Source organism: Peribacillus asahii (assembly GCF_003570725.1).
GTDB lineage: Bacteria > Bacillota > Bacilli > Bacillales > DSM-1321 > Peribacillus > Peribacillus asahii.
In genome coordinates, this window is the sequence record NZ_QWVS01000023.1 from 77,024 (window position 1) to 95,365 (window position 18,342).

Here is an 18,342-nt window from a genome sequence, read left to right on the forward strand (position 1 = left end):
TTATGAGTGCAGCGTGGACTGTTTTAAAAGAACAAATCAATCATTTCTATTTAGTGAGGCGCTTGTCGGCGTATGAGATGAAAAGTGCCAATAGCGGTAACTATCTGGGGATTTTGTGGGAAATCATTAATCCCATGATTCAAATTGCAATCTTTTGGTTTGTATTTGGGTTTGGTATTTTTAATCGTGAGAAAGTAGATGGTCATGATTTTCTTCCTTGGTTAATGGCAGGGATTGTTGTGTGGTTTTTTGTAAATCCAGCAACGACACAAGCCTCGAAATCCATTTATTCGCGTTTAGCGATGGTTTCGAAGATGAGCTTTCCAATGAGCGTTATTCCTACTTATGTTATTGTTGCGAAGCTGTATCAACATTTTATGCTATTAGGTGTCATCATCGTTCTTCTAGCTACAACCGGCTATTTTCCTACAGTGTATATTATTCAGCTTCCTTATTATATATTGGCTGTGCTTATTTTACTCGTTTCATTCGGGTTAATTACGTCAACGTTAGCGACCATTATCCGTGATGTGCAAAATATGGTAACATCTTTAATGCGGATTTTGTTTTATTTAACGCCGATTCTATGGGTATTGGATGCGAAAGACCATCCATTGATTGTTCAGATTATGAAGTTGAATCCGTTATATTATATCGTGGAAGGCTATCGCGCTTCACTGCTTGGAGAATCGTGGTATTTCATTGAAAACTGGGAATATACGATGTATTTCTGGTTGGTTGTGATTGTTTTCTTCCTCATCGGTTCTTCATTACATGTGAAATTTAGAGATCGCTTTGTGGACTTCAAGTAAACGGGACGTGATAAGGATGGAAAAATCAGTAGTCGTTAAAAATGTAACGAAAAAATATAAATTATATAAAAAGAACTCCGACAAGCTTTTGGATTTATTGCTGCCAAAAGAGTATGGAGAAGAGTATTTTGCGCTAAGAAATGTTAGTTTTGAAGCGGAAAAAGGCGATGTCATTGGATTTGTCGGTATCAATGGTTCCGGTAAATCAACGCTTTCTAATATTATCGCGGGGATTGTCCCGCCCACAGAAGGTACGGTGCAGGTAGAAGGGAAATCAGCCTTAATCGCAGTATCATCCGGGCTGAATAATAAATTAACAGGCCGAGATAATATCGAGTTAAAAATGCTGATGCTTGGCTTTGATAAAAAACAAATTCAAGAGCTGGAACCAGAAATTATCGAGTTTTCAGAGCTTGGAAAGTTTATTGACCAGCCGGTTAAATCGTATTCAAGCGGAATGAAGTCGCGCCTAGGTTTTTCGATTTCGGTTCATATTGATCCAGATGTATTAATTATCGACGAAGCCTTGTCTGTTGGCGACAAGAACTTTGCTGAGAAGTGTTTAGATAAAATGAACGAGTTCAAAGCGAAAGGGAAGACGATGTTTTTCATTAGTCATTCACTTGGGCAAATGAAGAAATTTTGTCAAAAAGCGGTTTGGCTTGAATATGGTGAGCTAAAGGCATATGGAACGATTGAAGAAGTAATGCCGCAATATGAACAGTTTTTGAAAGACTATAAAGCCATGTCCAAAAAGGAACAAAAGAAATTCCGCGAGGATAAAATGAAACAACGTAGTCAAGCGACTGTTTAAATCGTGTATGAGTGAGATTTTTTATTTCAAAAAAAACGGGGCTGCACCAAAGTATATACTTTTGGGACAGCCTTGTTTTATAAAGTGAAACTTCCATCAGCGGGATCCCGCTGATGGTTAGTTGAGCCAATCGGACCTTAACGGGCAGTTGTCTCCCACCTATCTTCTTTGTTTCCTCATAGGCTGGAGGTGGGAGTCTTACTGCCCGTTAAGAGTGGGGTAAAGTTTTTGGTGTCTAGCTCAAGGCCAGCGGCTCGTCTTATAGGTGCCTGGAGCTTTTTAAAACTAGTGGACAGAAGAAAGGCTGGCAGACATGACAGAGAAGTTTGTAGAGATTTTAACGATTCCTTTTATTCGAACGACAAAAGATGTATTTGTGAATCGAATCATCTATCCTAGGCTTATGAATGAACAAAAAACCTTTGTAGTTACAGCAAATCCTGAAATTGTGGAATATGCGAATAAACATGAAGAATATAAGCAAATTATTTTGTCAGCAGATTATATTACACCGGATGGAATTGGAATTATTTATGCTTCGAAGTGGTTAAAGCAGCCGCTGGAAGAACGAATTACAGGCTACGATATGATGCATGACTTATTCGAACTGGCTAATCTGCATGAATTGAAAGTGTATATGCTTGGTGCTGAGGAAGCGGTCATTGAAGCAGCTGTAGAAAAGGTCAAACAGCAGTATCCACATTCACGGATTGTTGGGCACCATCATGGTTATATTAATATTGAGGATCAGGAATTAGCCAAGTCGATTGCTGATCTGAAGCCAGACATTATTTTAACAGCGCTCGGTTTTCCAAAGCAGGAACAATGGGTGAATATGCATAAGCATCTATTTGAAAAAGGGCTGTTTATGGGAGTCGGCGGCAGTTTTGATGTGCTGGCTGAAAAAGTACAACGTGCACCTGTTATTTGGCAGAAAGTGAACCTAGAATGGCTATACCGTCTTATTCAGCAGCCAACTCGATGGCAGCGTATGATGGTGTTACCAAAGTTTATGTTAAACGTCTTAAAAGAAAAAGGATAATCCAGAACATAAATTGACAAAAAACTCTTGTTCTTGCAAAATAATTCCATAAGCTAATTTTTTTATAGAGATTTTCATTGAAAACATATATACTGGGGAAGTGAGTATCAAATCAATAAAACAGCGAATGTGAATTTTTTTTGCAAGTACGTGTGTTTTATGTCGAAAAAGAGGTGGGTCTTATGCTATTAGGGGCCTTGTTGATCGCTTTTTTACTATCTATGTTCTTAACTCCTTACGTTGGGAAGTTAGCATTTAAACTAGGCGCAACAGATAAACCAAATGCACGAAAGGTACACAGTAAAATTATGCCGCGTATGGGCGGTTTAGCGATATTTTTAAGCTTTCTCTTTACTTTCTTAATCTTTAGCGACCAAGTGATGCAGCAGCTGCCATTACTCATTGGTGCCATTTTGATTATTATCATTGGAATTGCCGATGATATGGTTGAGTTGCGCGCAGCACCTAAGTTTCTTGGACAAATTGGAGCGGCCTTGATTATTGTACTTTGGGGCGGTTTGGAAGTAGAGTTTATTAATCTACCATTTGGTGAACCATTACAGTTCGGAGTATTGAGTATCCCTATTACTATTTTGTGGATTGTTGGGATTATTAATGCCATTAATTTAATTGACGGATTAGATGGACTGGCTGGCGGTGTCTCAACGATTGCTTTAATTACGATTGCGATTATGGCGGTCATTAAACAAGATATTTTCGTAGCGACGGTTGCTTTAATTGTAATAGGAGCAACAGTTGGCTTCTTGAAATATAATTTTCACCCAGCAAAAATCTTTATGGGTGACACAGGGGCCATGTTTTTAGGGTACGTCATTGCCGTGCTGTCTTTACAAGGGTTCAAAAACGTAACGATGGTTTCGTTAATTATTCCAATTATCATTCTAGGTGTACCGATTTCGGATACGTTCTTTGCGATTATTCGCAGGGTCGTGAACAAAAAACCGATTTCTGCTCCGGATAAATCTCATTTACACCATTGTCTATTAAATGTAGGATTTACGCATAAACAAACGGTTATTCTTATTTATGCATTAGCTGCATCGTTCGGTTTAGCTGCGATTATTTTCTCCTATGCGACATTATGGGGAGCTTTGTTAATCATAGCTATTTTACTCATTACGATTGAGATTATCGTAGAGAAGATTGGGCTTGTCAGCTCGAATTATCAACCATTATTGAAGATTCTTAATCTGAAGAATGTGAAGGATAAATCATAGATTTGTAGAAAACCTCCATTATAATATGGAGGTTTTCTATTGGCATGATTTTAAGGTGAATCGGCGGGATTTCTCTTGAATTTGGCTGGATTATAAAGCAATTTGGCGGGATTTCCCCCGGATTTGGCGGGATTATAAGCAAAATTGGCGGGATTCCTCCCGAATTTAGTGAGAGTATAAGACAAATCTGCGAGAGTATAAGCGGAATTCAGAAAAAAGCCCTCCGGCAATGGAGGGCTTTTTTCATTGTACAGGCGATTGTACAGCTTCTGTTGGTGTGGACGTTGGTGCAAGGTTTAAATGCGATTGTAGAACGTAACGCACTTCTTCAACAGATGTTTCGTCTAATTGATAATAGTAGACGCCGTTTTGATATAAATCATTTCCTTTAAGCTTTACAGATTCAAGGTTGATACCTTGATCTGCTGTAACATAGTTTACGAATCCTTTAATTTGTGAGAATTGAAGGTTTGTTGACATATTGTCGCCAACTGCTTCTATCACATTCGTATATTTCGTCACGCCGTTAACAGACATGGCTTTTGCCATAATGGCTTTTAGAATTTCTTGTTGACGCTCCCCGCGTTGAATATCGCTATCTTGGTGTCGCGTACGAGCAAGTGCTAAAGCTTCTTCACCTGTTAAGCTTTGTAAGCCAGGTTGTAATTGAATCGCTCCTTTTTTATCATGTGAATCCATTTCACTAAGCTCATATGGAACATCTACGTCAATTCCGCCGAGTGCATCGACCACTTCAATAAAGGCATTAAAGTTCATGCGGACGTAGTAATCGACAGGAATATCTAATAATTCCTCAATCGTATCCATCGTTGCTTTTGGACCGCCTGCTGCATGAGCTGCGTTAATTTTTGTTGTTGTGTTTTTAGCTGGTATATATACATAGGAATCACGTGGAATGCTTAGTAGTTTAACAGACTTTTGATCTTTATTAAACGTAGCAAGTATAAGCGCATCTGAACGAGAGTTGCCTTTAAAATCACGTTCATCACTATCGTCAATTCCGATAAAAAGTATCGAGAAATTGTCTTCAAGCGGATTGACGGCTTCCCCATCACGTTTGGAAGAAACCTCGACAGGGTTGTAGGCTTCCTGAAACACATTTTGCGCTTTTAATACTAATTTCGCTCCGTAAGCGGATGTGCCTAATATAAGAACGAGCAGAGGGATAAGGAATAGAAAAACTCTTCTACGCCGCCTCTTTTTTGTCTTTTTGATTTTATAAACACGTCTAGTAGTAGACATCTGTTCTTCTCCTTTTAAAAATAGCCTAGTGCATAGATGCTATTTTTCGAGTGTATTTGATAATTTTCTTGAAAAGATAGGCCGAACTTAATTTTACATGGATTTTAGATATTCGTAAAATAAAAATTTCTTTTCAAAAAAATTACACGTAGAAGAGAGCAAGGTGTACTAGGATTTGCTGATTTTTTGTTCCAAATATAGGATATCTCCTTCTTGAATAATCGCTTGTCCATTAGTGAGTTCGGTCATCCAGTCGATGTAGTCCTGCTTCTTTTCTTCTTCCGCAAAAATGTGAATGATGACTTGATCGAGGTATTCGATTTCTTTAATCGTATAGATGGAAGCGCGCAATTCATTTTCGAGCTTACCGAGCCATGTGTAGTCGACTTTTGTGGAAATCACACGCATAAGCTTTCGTTCGACAATTCCGGTTGCTTCAATGCCTTCCGAGGTGGATTTACTATAAGCGCGAATAAGACCGCCAGCTCCAAGCTTAATGCCGCCAAAATAACGTGTGACGACAACGGTTGTATCTTTCAAGTTTTTCTTTTTGAGAACTTCAAGAATAGGAACGCCAGCCGTGCCGCTTGGTTCTCCATCATCGAGTGCTTTCTGAATTTCATCACGCTCCCCAATAAGATAAGCAGAGCAATTATGAGTTGCATCTTTATGCTTTTTCTTAATTTCCGCGATAAATGTTTGAGCTTCCTCTTCTGTTTCTGTACGAGCAACGTGGGCAATGAAGCGCGATTTCTCAATGACGATTTCATGCTCGCCTCGATGCTGGACAGTCAAATAATACGGTAACATGCTATTTCTCCTTCCATTATTTGAGTAAGGGTCTTAGTACCTGTTCTTTGTCATAAAACAGTAAACAAACTTTAATGTATGACGAAAAACCTACATGCTATAATAAAAGCTGTTGGTATAGCAGTATATACTGAATGTTTAGGATGGTATTATCTTGTTGTATTAGGATAATTATTTATAGTCTATAATTAGGTAAAGATATTGTATCATATTTGATTTAGGGTAAATGTTTCAACGGAGCGTATTTTTCGTAGCTTTTTGGTACAATATGATTATCATACTATAGTGTCTAGGTCATATTCTACTGAAATTTTAATGAGGCGCTATACCTATGATGTATAATGGAGGAGTCGATATGTCCATAAAAAATATCAAGACTCAATCTTTGGACATCATCCTGGAAACGATGATTAGCACGGTTGGTGAGAGCAAAGATGAAGTTTTTGAGATTGAAGAGCAGTGCCGCCGTGATTTTGAAGCATTAACGAAAGAGCTTGAAGATATTCGAGTCCGTGTAGCCTTTGTGATTACTGAGAACGACCTTCTAGATAAGAAGGCTCGACTGGCCAGAAAGCGGCTTTCAGAGGTTAGCCGGAACTTTAGTGAATTTTCCGAACAACAAGTGCGTGAAGCCTATGAAAAGGCCCATCAGCTTCAAGTTGATTTAGAAATGAATAGACAATTGGAGAAGCAGTTGCGCCATCGTCGTGATGATTTAGAATTTCGATTAAGAAATATACAGCAAACGATTGATCGAGCTTCTCACCTTGTTTCACAAATAACGGTTGTGATGAATTATTTAACACAAGATTTTAGATTTGTTGGCGAAGCTTTGGAAGAGGCTAGACGCAAGCAAGATTTTGGTTTAAAAATCATTGAAGCACAAGAGCAGGAACGGAAGAAGCTATCTAGAGAAATTCATGATGGTCCAGCGCAAATGCTTGCAAACGTGATGATGCGTTCAGATTTAATTGAGCGTGTGCAGCGTGAAAATGGTCCTGAAGCTGCATTAGTTGAAATTAAAAGCTTAAAGGGTATGGTTCGCAGTGCTTTATATGAAGTACGTCGCATTATTTATGACCTGCGTCCTATGGCACTTGATGATTTAGGTTTAGTACCTACCCTCAGAAAATACTTGCAAACAATCGAAGAGTATAATAAAGGTGCCAAATTAAGTTTTATTAATTTAGGACAAGAGAAGCGATTGCCTTCTAACATGGAGGTTGCCTTATTCCGGCTTGTGCAGGAAGCTATTCAAAATGCTTTAAAACATGCAGAGCCGACCCTTATTGAAGTAAAGTTATCAATTGGTAAAGAAATGGTGAGTGTTTCTGTGAAAGATAACGGAAAAGGGTTCGATGTGGCAGTTCAAAAGGAAAACTCATTTGGTTTAATTGGTATGAAAGAAAGAGTCGATTTATTAGAAGGAGAACTCACTATTCATTCATCTCCTAAAGAAGGTACACTTGTTCTTATTCAAATACCTTTTATAGAGTAAACAGAAAAAATAACATATAACAAATAGAATGTAGGGAGATGTAGAAGCCGATGAAAACGAATATTGTTATTATTGATGACCATCAGCTTTTCCGTGAAGGTGTTAAGCGTATTTTAGATTTTGAAGCGTCTTTTGATGTGGTAGCAGAAGGTGACGACGGCAGCGAGGCGATGAACCTAGTTGAAACCTATCATCCGGATGTTGTCATTATGGACATTAATATGCCAAATGTAAATGGGATAGAAGCAACACAGCAGTTGATTCAACAGTACCCAGAGACAAAAGTAATCATCCTATCGATTCATGATGATGAAAACTATGTACAGCATGCACTTAAAACAGGTGCTCAAGGCTATTTATTAAAAGAAATGGATGCGGATGCTCTTATTGAAGCTGTACGTGTTGTAGCGGATGGAGGTTCTTATTTACATCCGAAGGTGACACATAATCTAGTAAAAGAGTATCGTCGTCTAGTTTCAGATGAAAATGCTAACCAAGATACAATTCACGCACCAGAGATTAGAAGACCGCTTCATTTATTAACAAGACGTGAATGTGAAGTTCTTCAGCTTTTAGCTGACGGACAAAGCAACCGTGCAATCGGGGAAACATTGTACATTAGCGAAAAAACAGTGAAAAACCACGTAAGTAATATTTTACAAAAAATGAACGTAAACGACCGTACACAAGCTGTTGTCTTAGCGATTAAAAACGGTTGGGTAGAAGTAAAGTAAAATACAGTCTACTTGATAAACCTGGCTCATACTGTGAATGGGCCAGGCTTTTTACTATGCAAACTATTATGCTTTCCTTTACAATATGAACTACTATATAGAAAACTTTTAATAAGGATGGTTTTAATTTATGAAAACGGCAGTCGTAACTGACAGCACGGCCTATATCCCTAAGGAAGTCCGAGAGCGCTTGCATATTCATATGATTCCTCTGCAGGTCATTATGGGGGGAGAGGTATACGAGGAAGAAGTGAATCTAGATACGGATGATTTTTATGACAAGGTCAAACGAGAAGAGAAGCTTCCAACAACCTCACAGCCACCAATTGGACAATTTGTAGAGAAGTTTGAACAATTAGCAAGCGAGTATGACGCGGTCGTTTCGATTCATTTATCTAGTGGCATTAGCGGTACGTACCAAGGAGCAATTTCCGCAGGTGAAATGGTCGATGGCATCGATGTTTTTGCGTTTGATTCGGAAGTAAGCTGTCATGTTCAAGGTTTTTACGTATTAGAAGCTGCACAAATGGCTTTAGACGGTAAGGGACCAGACGAGATTGTCGCAAGACTTAACGAAATGAAGCAATCGATGCGAGCGTATTTCATGGTGGATAACTTATCCCACCTGCAACGCGGCGGCCGTCTAAGCAGTGCCCAAGCTTTAATCGGCAGCTTACTGCAAGTAAAGCCATTGCTGCATTTTGAAGACAAAGTGATCGTTCCTTTTGAAAAGATCCGCACCCGCAAAAAAGCGATGAAACGAATCGCGGATTTATTAGGAGAAGCAGTAGCCAGCGGAGAACCTTACAAAGCTGTGATCATTCATGCCAAACGTGAGGAAGAAGCAAAAGCATGGAAAGCAGAACTTGAATCGCAGCTTCCAAATGTGGAATTTGACCTAAGCTACTTCGGTCCCGTCATCGGCACGCACCTTGGCGAAGGATCATTAGGATTAGGCTGGTATAAAGTGTGAAAAAGAAACGTCTTGTGTGGAGACGTTTCTTTTTTTGTGTGGCGGGGGCGGAAATCATGCGGAAATCATTCAGAATCATGCCAATTTCGGTAAAAATCATGCGGAATTTACGAATAATCATGCCAATCCGCTGCAAAATCATGCCAATTAAGATGATACACTCGATCTCTTGTTGAACCGGTATAGGGCAGGTTCATAGAATGAAGCCATTTTGCAGCAACAGATGCAGAATCCAGCCTCAAAAAATCCCGCAATTCACGATTCGTAACCGTCGGCTTAATGAGGAGCGCGTAATCGCGAATGGCGGCTAGATGTGCATCACTTGAGCAATAGGAACAGCTTTGGCAGTGCCACTTGCCCCACTTTCTTTTCATTGGCAATGCTCTGCAATTTGGGCATTGCACACCGGTTAACAGCTCAGTTGCTGAAATTTTATAAGTTGTAAGCAATTTTGGAATATAAGGAGTGTGCGCTTTTAACAGTAAATTTGTTAGTCGCTTCAACTCTTTTTTAGATAAAATGTCTTCTTGGTGCTTTTTGGCAAGTGAATTGATTTTCAATGCTAAACTATTTCTCCTTACGACTTTTTCCGTGACCTCTTTATTTTTCGCACGCACAATTGTTAGGGAATTGGCGCTGACTACTAATGTTTCAACCGGAATTGTAGGTGCCCTTTTAGGCGTGAGCCACTGCAGAAGTTGTGTACGCTGGCGGTTCACTTGCAAAATCGGATCATCATAGGCTTGTGCTTGGTCATGTTTGGTTTGAATCAGCTGATGAAAATCATCATCGAAGTATATTTCGCCCGCGATATTTTTCACCTCAAGAATGAGAAAAAATGATGAAGAAAGAATGAGGATGTCCAATTGGAATGGGTAAGGGGTACTGGGGATGCGGAGGTCATGAAAGAGGAGATACTCTTTTTCGGGAAGCACTGCTAACACGGAATCAATCGATTGTTCCCCGCGATAACCTGCCATACATTTGCCGAGCTCTGACTCTAACACCGGGCGCTTTGGATGAGCGACGGGTAATCGACAGAGCAACGCTTCAAGCAGCCTTGCTTTAATCGGAATTTCACACGGTTTTATAATCAAATTATCACTCCTTTCCTAAACAACATTCAGCATTCATACATGAAAATCCTTCTGGATGAAAAAGGAATCTGTCACAATACGTCGAACTCTTTAAAAAAGGAGGTTGAACATGTGAATCCTATTTCTCACTCCCCGCTTTCTATCCCTCAACAAGCTTATTCCACTGAACTTCAGCATCATTTATTTGGCCGTCAATTGTTAGCGGCTGAAATTCCGTTTTCCCTCGATGTACTTGAGACACATATTGAACAAGGTTATGTCGCAAAAACGTTTGGAATTGAATTGGATCATTGTATTCGATGCGGCAACCAAGACAAGCAGTTATTTTATACGTTTCCGTGTGCGATATGCCGGCAGCTCTGCACGTATTGTCGTTCGTGCATTATGATGGGTCGTGTGAGCGAATGTACGCCGCTGTATACGTGGACCGGCCCGGCTTATGATTTCCATGTCCCGAAAAGCGTGATGAATTGGTCAGGTACGCTTTCCGAAGGGCAGCAAACTGCATCGGACCGAGTGAAGCAAGTCATTCTTCATCAAGAAGAGCTTCTCGTTTGGGCCGTTTGTGGAGCTGGAAAAACAGAAGTGCTGTTTGCGGGAATTGAAGCAGGGCTGCTTGCTGGAAAGCGGATCTGTATTGCAACACCGCGAACAGATGTCGTACTGGAATTAGCACCTCGGTTGAAAAAAGCATTCCCCTTTATCGAAGTAGCCGCTCTTTATGGAGGCAGTGATGATCGACATAAGCTAGCGCCGCTTACCGTGGCGACGATACATCAGCTCTTTCGCTTTAAAGAAGCGTTTGATGCCATGATTATCGATGAAGTTGATGCCTTTCCGTATTCGATGGATCCTTCGCTTCACTATGCGGTACAAAAAGCAAAGAAGCAGACGGCCGCGACTATTTATTTAACGGCTACACCATCGAGGCAAATGAAAAAGCAATATCGAAGCGGCAAACTTCAAGCGGTCACTATCCCGGCGCGCTATCATCGCCAGCCGATTCCGGTCCCAGAGATGAAATGGTGCGGCAACTGGGCCAAGCAGTTTCAGCAAAAGAAAATTCCGCGTCCCGTTCAAGCTTGGGTGAATGAACGCCTACAAAGCAAAACACCCATTTTATTATTTTTTCCAAGCATTGCCGTAATGGAAACGGCACGCCCTCTTTTTCAAAACCTACCAGCCGTTTATGCGGAGCACCCAAGCCGGAAGGAACGCGTGCAGGCATTACGGGACGGTGAACTGCAGGGTTTATTAACGACGACGATTTTAGAACGAGGCGTGACGATTGAGCGTTTAGAGGTTGCGGTCATTGGAGCGGAGCACGAAGTTTTTACGGAAAGCGCCCTTGTCCAAATTGCCGGCCGCGTTGGACGCAGTTTCGCTTACCCCACAGGGAGCATTACGTTTTTTCATTATGGAAAAAGCAAGGCAATGGTAGAAGCAATTAGGCATATTACATCGATGAATGAGGAAGCGAGAAAGCGTGGGCTTCTCGATGGCTAATTGTTATATATGCTATGAAAAAATGAGGAAGCCGATAACATGGACCAGTTTATTTTTAAGACAGCCGAAAAGTCGTATATGTTCAAATTGTGAGGCGAAATTTGCTTGGATTTCTGGAGAAACATGCGCGATTTGTTCACGTGAGCTTGATGAATCATTTCGGCGTGAACAGCTTTGTTTAGACTGCCTAAGGTGGGAGAACAATCCTGAATGGGCGGGATATTTAACGAAAAATGTCTCGCTGTTTCATTATAATGATTTTTTAAAAGAGTTGATTGCGAAATATAAGTATCGCGGTGACTATGCTTTAGCGGAAGTATTAGCGCCATTTATGAAGGAATGCCTGCAACAGTTGGAGTACGACCTCATTACCGTTATTCCATTAAGTAAGGATCGTCTGCAAGAGCGTGGCTTCAATCAAGCCCAAGCATTGCTTGATATTCTGCAGATAAACAGTACAGAGCTGTTAACGCGTATTCATACAGAAAAGCAATCAAAGAAATCGCGTCAAGAACGAATCAATTTACCGCAAATTTTTAGAGTGACAAGCCGAACAGCTATCCAAGGGAAAAGCGTTGTCATCGTGGATGATATATACACAACGGGTTCTACTGTTCGGCATGCGGCTAAAGCATTGAAGCTTGCCGGAGCAGAAAAAATCGAAACAATGACCATTGCTAGATAATATTTTTGCCGAATGTCTAAAGCATTCGGTATTTTATTCGATATAAATAGTACAAATGTACCGTTTTTGGTGGTTGAGGGGGGAAAGAACGTGGATTTAATGAATTGCCCAAACTGTAGGGCACTTTTTGTGAAATCGAAATTTAGAGATGTATGTGATGCTTGTTATAATGAAGAAGAAGAAAAGTTCGATGAAGTGTATCAATTTATTCGCAAGCGCAGCAATCGAACAGCGACGATGGCACAAGTAGTAGAAGCAACCGACGTTGACGAAAGTTTAATCCTTAAATTTATTAAAACAGGGAGATTACGAATATCGCAATTTCCTAATCTAGGTTACCCTTGTGAGCAATGTGGGACGTTAATCCGTGACGGCCGAATATGTGAGGCATGTACAAAGAAATTACGAACGGACTTGGAGAATCTTGAAAAAGAAGAGCAACGCAAGCGTGAAATGACAGAGCAGGAAAAGAAAGTTACTTATTTTGTGAAGGAGAATTTACGAGAATAGAGACTTACAGTTTTTATTCATGCTAGGTATTTCTACTTACCATAAAAATGGTAAGATGTATCGATGGAAAGATGCTTTGAAACAATAAAAAAAATGAAGATATGGCCGATAATAGAGGTAGGGAGAATCAACAAACGATGATGAACGCAATATACATTGTTTGCTAAAAAACGAGTTGACCAAAGGGGGAGGCTTTGAAAAATGAAAATTCATTCTTTTGGTGTATCGAGGGTAAATCCTTATAATCTGCAAGCGAATAAAATGAACAACCAGAAGCTTTCTCATAAGAAAGCAGTTGATAAATTAGAGATTTCTTCGGAGGCTAAAGTGATGCAGGAAGGCTCCAGTATTCAAGCTGAAAGACAGGCAAAAATCGAACAGCTGAAGCGCCAAGTAGAGAATGGCACATATACGTTGGATTCAAAGGCCACAGCGAAAGGAATTATCGATCATTTTAAACGTTAATCAAACGTTTGATTAAAAAGGGCGGATGGCTAGAATGTCTATCCGTCCATCATCTGTGTATAGAGGAGGAATGGACATGTCCGCACAGCCAATCATCGAGGCACTCGAGCAATTAATTAAGCTTCACCAAGACTTTAATAAACTAGCGAGTAAAAAAAAGAACATCATCATAGAAGGTGACACGGACGCCCTTACCGCTCTTTTGATGGATGAACAGAAGTATGTGAAAGCTATCTCACAAATAGAAATCAAACGACAAGAAGCTGTTCAAACGTTCTTGGATAGTCAACAAAACGCTACGTTTGATCAGGTCATTGAAGAAGCACCTTCTTTTGAAGCAGAGATTTTACAGCGTTTAAAAATGGAACTTTTAGAAGAGGTAACACAATTAAAAGAACAAAATGAGTTCAATCAGCAATTGCTCGTTCAGTCCTTGCAGTTTGTCAATCTATCATTAGATGTATTGCGACCGCAGGACCGAAACTATAATTATGGCAACGAGCAAGCACCGAAGCAATCCATCAGCATGTTTGATTCAAAAGCATAATACATAGAAAGAGAGGGTAAATAGATGGTTTCAACTTTTATGGGCTTAGAAACATCCAAGCGCGCACTTAGCGTTGCTCAATCCGCCCTATATACTACAGGCCACAATGTTGCGAATGCGAATACACCTGGATATTCACGTCAGCGCGTCAATCTATCAGCAACAGAGAGTTTTCCTTCTCCAGCATTGAATAGCCCGCGAATAGCGGGACAACTAGGAACAGGTGTGGAAGCGGGTTCTATTCAGCGAATTCGCGATAGTTTTTTAGATAGTCAATATCGCAGCCAAAGCAGCAAAGTAGGCTACTATAGTTCGTTAAGTGAATCATTGACGAAAATGGAAGAGATTTTAAATGATCCGTCAGAAAGTGGTTTATTAAACACGATGAACAAATTCTGGGGTTCGTTGGAGGATTTAACAACAAATACGGATAATATCGGGGCGCGGGCCGTTGTCGCTTCATCTGGGCAAATGGTCGCTGAAACGCTGAACTACTACTATAATGCTTTAACGAATGTGCAAGAGGACCTTCGTTATCAAATTGGCGTAGAACAAAGCGGAATCAATACGATTATCTCTAATATTCAAAGCATTAATGAGAAAATCAGCAAAGTCGAACCGCATGGCTATGTCCCAAATGATTTATATGACGAGCGAGATACGCTAGTTGATCAATTATCACAGTTCATGAATGTGAAAGTATCTACGGTGTTTCCAGAAAAATACGGGATTGTGGACAAAGCAGCCGCTGAAGGACTGTATAACATTGAATTAATTCAAGAGGACGGTTCTTCTTACATGCCGCCAATTAACTTAATTAGTGTGAATCATACTGGAATTGTTGGGGCCAATACTATTGAAGTTCAAACAGATAGTGCGACAGGCGCCATTAGCGGTGTGAAAATTGGCGGCACGACCTTACAGGACTATAAATTTGCCGGTGCACTTACTGGGCTGATTGAAAGTGCTGGGTATGTAGAAGATGGTACGGTGAAAGGGGCATATCCTGATATGCTGCAAAAGCTGAATGATATGACAGAAGCTTTTGTGAATGAGTTTAACTATGTTCATAGTCAAGGGTTCGTAGTAGGAGATCCGCCGACCAAGGGTGGAAATTTCTTTGAAATTACAGCTGGAAAGAATGCAGCCCAAACGATTAAAGTCAACGCAGACATTATTAAAGATCCGTCCTTGATTGCTTCTGGTGCAAAAAGTAATGCGGCTGGTGATAATGAGAACGCTCATCATTTAGCGGCTATTAAGTCAAAGGATTTCACTCAGTATGAAAGTGGGAACATACCTCCTGGATTAAATGGCACGTTTGATACATATTACGCAGGCGTTATTGGAAACCTCGGTGTCGATTCTGCCAGCGTGCAAAAAGACCATTCAAATGCACAAATTTTAGCGACTTCAGTGGATAAAAATCGTCAATCGGTGAGTGCGGTTTCTTTAGATGAAGAAATGACCGATATGGTGAGGTACCAGCAAGCCTACAATGCAGCAGCACGAATGGTTACATTAGTGGATGAAATGCTCGATAAAATTATTAACGGTATGGGCACTGGCGGCAGATAAAAGGTGAGGTGAGGATACATGCGCGTAACGCAATCGATGCTTTCAAATAACATGATTCGTAATATTAGCAACAGCTATGAAAGACTGGCAAAATTGCAGGAACAAATTTTAACGCAAAAAAAGTTTTCTAAACCATCGGATGATCCAGTAGCGGCGATGATGGGGATGAACTATCGAACAAGCTTAAATCAAGTGGAACAATATTCACGTAATATTAGTGAAGCAACAAACTGGGTCGAGAGTACCGACTCAGCATTAGGACAAGCCATTTCTGCCCTTCAACGAATGAGGGAGTTAACAGTACAAGCGAGTAATGGGACATATGAGTCAGACCAAAGGGACAGTGTTAACGAAGAAATTAAGCAATTACGACAACATTTAGTCGATATTGGGGATACTCAACTTGGCGGGAAGTATATTTTTAACGGCTATGATACAAATAAACGACCGTCAGATACGATGGTTGACGGTGCACCAAGCTATGGAACGGATGAAATACAAGTCGAAGTGTTTACAGGAATTAAAATTCCGATTAACACAAGCGGACAGAGCACATTTGGAGAAGCACTTAAAACGGGCGGTACGATTGATCAATTAATGGCCAGTTTAAAGAGTACAGACGAAGCGGATATTACGAACCGATTAGCAGAGTTGGACGAGACGATTAATGTATTTATTAAAGAACAAGCAAAAGTCGGGGCCAAGCAAAACCGAATCGATCTAATGACCGATCGTGTAGGCCAACAAGAAGTCTTCGCTCAAAAAATCCTTTCTAGCAATGAAGATGTAGACATGGAAAAAGTCATTCTCGACTTCACGACACAAGAAAGTATTCATACCGCTTCATTAAGTGTTGGTGCTAAAGTGATTCAGCCGAGTTTACTTGATTTTCTAAGGTAAAGCTATTCTATATGGATAGCTTTTTTCTATAAGAGGTGAAAAGCATGCAGCAAATTAGAATGCAGTCTACGTTTATTCAAACAGATTTAACCATTGAAGACCCAGTTCAACGTATGGAGCCATCAAAGGTGATTCAATCGATTGAACAGCCGCAAGCGGCTCTTCATATCGAGAGAACCCCAGGGAGGCTGACAATCGATCAAACAGAAGCATGGGAGCAGATGGATATTAAGCATATTTTTCAAAGGACCGCAGAATTAGCTCAGGAAGGGAAGCAAAAAGTATTAGAAGGAATCGCCCGAAGATCCAGGCAAGGCGATGAAATGATGCATATTGAAAGAGGCGGCAATGTACTAGGTGCACATGCCCAGCAAAATAGCGAACGACCAACTAAACAATTCAATATCGGCTGGATTCCAACTCCATTCAGTGTCAAAACATATTATGAACAAGCCAAACTGAATATCGAAGCGCAAACGCACAAACCGATTATTGACGTGCAAATTCAAAAGCCAGTTCACGATTACACACCGGGTAGTGTGAAGATGAATGTTACCCAAGAAAATTCATTAAATATTGATGTTGTAAATGTATAAGAAAGTAGGGATAAAGATGAAGATTTCTACAAAATTTCATGGTGAAATAGAGATGAATGAGGAAGAGATTTATACATTTGAGAGCGGGATTCCGGGATTTTTAGAGGAGAGGCAATTTGGCTTACTACCACTTGATGAAACACCATTTTTCGTTCTTCAATCTTTGAAAACACCAGAAGTTGCTTTCATTATGACGAATCCATTTGAAGTGTTTCCAACGTATGAAGTGAATCTTTCTGACGAAGTACTAGCTGATTTGCAAATTCAATCAGAACAAGACGTGACGGTATTCACAATTTTATCGGTACGAGATTCATTTGAACAAACAACGGCCAACCTGCAAGCACCGATTATTCTCAATCACACGAAGAAATTAGGAAAACAATACATCATGAAAACGGACAGCTATACAACTCGCCATAAGCTTGTCCCATCTCCAATTATGCAGGAGGCCAAATAATGCTTGTACTCACTAGAAAGTTAAATGAATCAATTATGATTGGCAATGATATTGAGATTACGGTATTAGCTGTTGAAGGAGAGCAAATCAAACTCGGCATTCAAGCACCAAAGCATGTCGACATCCATCGGAAAGAAGTATATTTGTCCATTCAGCAAGAAAATAACCAAGCCCTAAATACCGAAGTCAACACTTTGACAAATTTAAGCGAGTTTTTTCGAAAAAAATAAATGTATTCTCTAAATAAAACAGTGAAAGCACCGATATTAAGGATGTAAGGTTGAATAGTGATATAGGCGGCCGACTTAATCACTATTCAACCGAAATAACCACATGGATGTGGGAACTGAAAACTCAAGGAGGAAATAACAATGAGAATTAATCATAATATTGCGGCGTTGAACACTTATCGTCAGTTTGGTGCAGCTAATGCCGCGCAAGGCAAATCAATGGAGAAATTATCTTCAGGTCTTCGTATCAACCGTGCAGGAGATGACGCAGCAGGTCTAGCAATCTCTGAAAAAATGCGTGGACAAATTCGTGGCTTAGACAGAGCTTCAGCAAATGCTCAAGACGGTAGACTAGAAATGCCGCTCTAAGCAGTAATGCTTAGATGAACACTCCGTGAATTCGGTGGAACCCCAAACCAGCATTTTGTGGATGGTGGGCAATACCGAGCCAAGCCTAATGAATCGGTAATTAGTAGTTAGGAAGGTGTGACGGTCAGGTGGTGAGGAACCGTACCGATAACCCACCCACGAGCGCGGGGCATCCTATTGGGATGAAGATATGACCTGAACTTTATGGAAACATA

General features: G+C 40.4%; 21 protein-coding genes. 18 read left to right on the forward strand and 3 right to left on the reverse strand.

Translation table 11 applies throughout. From position 1 onward, the window contains the following. The first annotated feature begins 2 nt into the window (after window positions 1-2). From D1953_RS12975 to D1953_RS12990, 4 genes are all read left to right on the forward strand, one after another. The gene (locus D1953_RS12975; RefSeq protein WP_119117620.1) at window positions 3-812 is read left to right on the forward strand and encodes an ABC transporter permease; all 810 of its coding nucleotides are present in this window, start codon (window positions 3-5) and stop codon (window positions 810-812) included. 16 nt (window positions 813-828) lie between these two features. Continuing rightward, the gene (gene tagH, locus D1953_RS12980) at window positions 829-1,626 is read left to right on the forward strand and encodes a teichoic acids export ABC transporter ATP-binding subunit TagH (protein ID WP_119117621.1); all 798 of its coding nucleotides are present in this window, start codon (window positions 829-831) and stop codon (window positions 1,624-1,626) included. A gap of 313 nt (window positions 1,627-1,939) precedes the next feature. After that, entirely contained in the window at window positions 1,940-2,668 is a 729-nt protein-coding gene (locus D1953_RS12985) for a WecB/TagA/CpsF family glycosyltransferase (protein WP_119117622.1), read from the forward strand. A gap of 182 nt (window positions 2,669-2,850) precedes the next feature. Further along, window positions 2,851-3,906: a glycosyltransferase family 4 protein gene (locus D1953_RS12990; protein ID WP_119117623.1), complete on the forward strand. Its 1,056-nt coding sequence runs from the start codon at window positions 2,851-2,853 to the stop codon at window positions 3,904-3,906. Between the two features lie 243 nt (window positions 3,907-4,149). On the opposite strand, the gene D1953_RS12995 is transcribed toward D1953_RS12990, so the two are convergent. Beyond that, window positions 4,150-5,169, reverse strand: coding sequence for an LCP family protein (locus D1953_RS12995; RefSeq protein ID WP_119117624.1), 1,020 nt, complete (start codon window positions 5,167-5,169; stop codon window positions 4,150-4,152). A 168-nt stretch (window positions 5,170-5,337) separates the two neighbouring features. Beyond that, window positions 5,338-5,979, reverse strand: coding sequence for a YigZ family protein (locus tag D1953_RS13000; protein WP_119117625.1), 642 nt, complete (start codon window positions 5,977-5,979; stop codon window positions 5,338-5,340). Window positions 5,980-6,334: 355 nt separating this feature from the next. Between D1953_RS13000 and D1953_RS13005 the strand changes: the two genes are divergently transcribed. The 3 genes from D1953_RS13005 to D1953_RS13015 all read left to right on the forward strand — a co-directional run bounded on the left by D1953_RS13005 (window position 6,335) and on the right by D1953_RS13015 (window position 9,184). After that, complete coding sequence (locus D1953_RS13005) at window positions 6,335-7,477, forward strand: sensor histidine kinase (protein WP_119117626.1); 1,143 nt, start codon at window positions 6,335-6,337, stop codon at window positions 7,475-7,477. Between the two features lie 50 nt (window positions 7,478-7,527). Then, window positions 7,528-8,211: a response regulator transcription factor gene (locus D1953_RS13010; RefSeq protein ID WP_119117627.1), complete on the forward strand. Its 684-nt coding sequence runs from the start codon at window positions 7,528-7,530 to the stop codon at window positions 8,209-8,211. A gap of 130 nt (window positions 8,212-8,341) precedes the next feature. Next, window positions 8,342-9,184 carry a DegV family protein gene (locus D1953_RS13015; RefSeq protein ID WP_119117628.1) on the forward strand — a complete coding sequence of 281 codons (843 nt, stop codon included), beginning with the start codon at window positions 8,342-8,344 and terminating at the stop codon, window positions 9,182-9,184. Window positions 9,185-9,291: 107 nt separating this feature from the next. Here D1953_RS13015 and D1953_RS13020 read toward each other — a convergent pair whose 3' ends face one another. Further along, window positions 9,292-10,281 (reverse strand): nuclease-related domain-containing protein, encoded by a 990-nt coding sequence (locus D1953_RS13020; protein ID WP_119117629.1) that lies wholly within the window; start codon window positions 10,279-10,281, stop codon window positions 9,292-9,294. 39 nt (window positions 10,282-10,320) lie between these two features. Here D1953_RS13020 and D1953_RS13025 point away from each other — a divergent pair, with 39 nt between their 5' ends. The 11 genes from D1953_RS13025 to D1953_RS13075 all read left to right on the forward strand — a co-directional run bounded on the left by D1953_RS13025 (window position 10,321) and on the right by D1953_RS13075 (window position 18,127). Continuing rightward, window positions 10,321-11,787, forward strand: a complete 1,467-nt coding sequence (locus D1953_RS13025) for an ATP-dependent helicase ComFA (protein ID WP_119117630.1) — start codon at window positions 10,321-10,323, stop codon at window positions 11,785-11,787. Beyond that, on the forward strand, window positions 11,780-12,472 hold the full coding sequence (locus D1953_RS13030; protein WP_119117631.1) for a ComF family protein: 693 nt from the start codon (window positions 11,780-11,782) through the stop codon (window positions 12,470-12,472). The genes D1953_RS13025 and D1953_RS13030 overlap by 8 nt, the downstream gene beginning before the upstream one ends. Window positions 12,473-12,571: 99 nt before the next feature. Further along, entirely contained in the window at window positions 12,572-12,982 is a 411-nt protein-coding gene (locus D1953_RS13035; protein ID WP_425454276.1) for a TIGR03826 family flagellar region protein, read from the forward strand. A 201-nt stretch (window positions 12,983-13,183) separates the two neighbouring features. Further along, complete coding sequence (gene flgM, locus D1953_RS13040) at window positions 13,184-13,447, forward strand: flagellar biosynthesis anti-sigma factor FlgM (RefSeq protein ID WP_119117633.1); 264 nt, start codon at window positions 13,184-13,186, stop codon at window positions 13,445-13,447. Window positions 13,448-13,523: 76 nt separating this feature from the next. After that, complete coding sequence (locus D1953_RS13045; RefSeq protein WP_182480604.1) at window positions 13,524-13,994, forward strand: flagellar protein FlgN; 471 nt, start codon at window positions 13,524-13,526, stop codon at window positions 13,992-13,994. Window positions 13,995-14,018: 24 nt separating this feature from the next. Further along, window positions 14,019-15,572 carry a flagellar hook-associated protein FlgK gene (flgK, locus tag D1953_RS13050; RefSeq protein WP_119117635.1) on the forward strand — a complete coding sequence of 518 codons (1,554 nt, stop codon included), beginning with the start codon at window positions 14,019-14,021 and terminating at the stop codon, window positions 15,570-15,572. 18 nt (window positions 15,573-15,590) lie between these two features. Then, window positions 15,591-16,472, forward strand: a complete 882-nt coding sequence (gene flgL, locus D1953_RS13055) for a flagellar hook-associated protein FlgL (RefSeq protein WP_119117636.1) — start codon at window positions 15,591-15,593, stop codon at window positions 16,470-16,472. 44 nt (window positions 16,473-16,516) lie between these two features. Next, window positions 16,517-17,068 carry a DUF6470 family protein gene (locus D1953_RS13060; RefSeq protein ID WP_119117637.1) on the forward strand — a complete coding sequence of 184 codons (552 nt, stop codon included), beginning with the start codon at window positions 16,517-16,519 and terminating at the stop codon, window positions 17,066-17,068. A gap of 16 nt (window positions 17,069-17,084) precedes the next feature. Further along, complete coding sequence (gene fliW, locus D1953_RS13065; protein WP_119117700.1) at window positions 17,085-17,528, forward strand: flagellar assembly protein FliW; 444 nt, start codon at window positions 17,085-17,087, stop codon at window positions 17,526-17,528. Further along, a complete protein-coding gene (gene csrA, locus D1953_RS13070) occupies window positions 17,528-17,758 on the forward strand; it encodes a carbon storage regulator CsrA (RefSeq protein WP_119117638.1) in 231 nt (76 codons plus the stop codon). Before fliW ends, csrA begins: the two co-directional genes overlap by 1 nt. A gap of 141 nt (window positions 17,759-17,899) precedes the next feature. Further along, complete coding sequence (locus tag D1953_RS13075) at window positions 17,900-18,127, forward strand: flagellin N-terminal helical domain-containing protein (RefSeq protein WP_119117639.1); 228 nt, start codon at window positions 17,900-17,902, stop codon at window positions 18,125-18,127. Window positions 18,128-18,342: the final 215 nt, after the last annotated feature.

Bases quoted from the DNA above. Each gene is read 5' to 3' on its own strand.
- D1953_RS12975 (WP_119117620.1), top strand. From the start codon at position 3: ATGAGTGCAGCGTGGACTGTTTTAAAAGAACAAATCAATCATTTCTAT.
- tagH (WP_119117621.1), top strand. From the start codon at position 829: ATGGAAAAATCAGTAGTCGTTAAAAATGTAACGAAAAAATATAAATTA.
- D1953_RS12985 (WP_119117622.1), top strand. From the start codon at position 1,940: ATGACAGAGAAGTTTGTAGAGATTTTAACGATTCCTTTTATTCGAACG.
- D1953_RS12990 (WP_119117623.1), top strand. From the start codon at position 2,851: ATGCTATTAGGGGCCTTGTTGATCGCTTTTTTACTATCTATGTTCTTA.
- D1953_RS12995 (WP_119117624.1), bottom strand. From the start codon at position 5,169: ATGTCTACTACTAGACGTGTTTATAAAATCAAAAAGACAAAAAAGAGG.
- D1953_RS13000 (WP_119117625.1), bottom strand. From the start codon at position 5,979: ATGTTACCGTATTATTTGACTGTCCAGCATCGAGGCGAGCATGAAATC.
- D1953_RS13005 (WP_119117626.1), top strand. From the start codon at position 6,335: ATGTCCATAAAAAATATCAAGACTCAATCTTTGGACATCATCCTGGAA.
- D1953_RS13010 (WP_119117627.1), top strand. From the start codon at position 7,528: ATGAAAACGAATATTGTTATTATTGATGACCATCAGCTTTTCCGTGAA.
- D1953_RS13015 (WP_119117628.1), top strand. From the start codon at position 8,342: ATGAAAACGGCAGTCGTAACTGACAGCACGGCCTATATCCCTAAGGAA.
- D1953_RS13025 (WP_119117630.1), top strand. From the start codon at position 10,321: ATGAAAATCCTTCTGGATGAAAAAGGAATCTGTCACAATACGTCGAAC.
- D1953_RS13030 (WP_119117631.1), top strand. From the start codon at position 11,780: ATGGCTAATTGTTATATATGCTATGAAAAAATGAGGAAGCCGATAACA.
- D1953_RS13035 (WP_425454276.1), top strand. From the start codon at position 12,572: ATGAATTGCCCAAACTGTAGGGCACTTTTTGTGAAATCGAAATTTAGA.
- flgM (WP_119117633.1), top strand. From the start codon at position 13,184: ATGAAAATTCATTCTTTTGGTGTATCGAGGGTAAATCCTTATAATCTG.
- D1953_RS13045 (WP_182480604.1), top strand. From the start codon at position 13,524: ATGTCCGCACAGCCAATCATCGAGGCACTCGAGCAATTAATTAAGCTT.
- flgK (WP_119117635.1), top strand. From the start codon at position 14,019: ATGGTTTCAACTTTTATGGGCTTAGAAACATCCAAGCGCGCACTTAGC.
- flgL (WP_119117636.1), top strand. From the start codon at position 15,591: ATGCGCGTAACGCAATCGATGCTTTCAAATAACATGATTCGTAATATT.
- D1953_RS13060 (WP_119117637.1), top strand. From the start codon at position 16,517: ATGCAGCAAATTAGAATGCAGTCTACGTTTATTCAAACAGATTTAACC.
- fliW (WP_119117700.1), top strand. From the start codon at position 17,085: ATGAAGATTTCTACAAAATTTCATGGTGAAATAGAGATGAATGAGGAA.
- csrA (WP_119117638.1), top strand. From the start codon at position 17,528: ATGCTTGTACTCACTAGAAAGTTAAATGAATCAATTATGATTGGCAAT.
- D1953_RS13075 (WP_119117639.1), top strand. From the start codon at position 17,900: ATGAGAATTAATCATAATATTGCGGCGTTGAACACTTATCGTCAGTTT.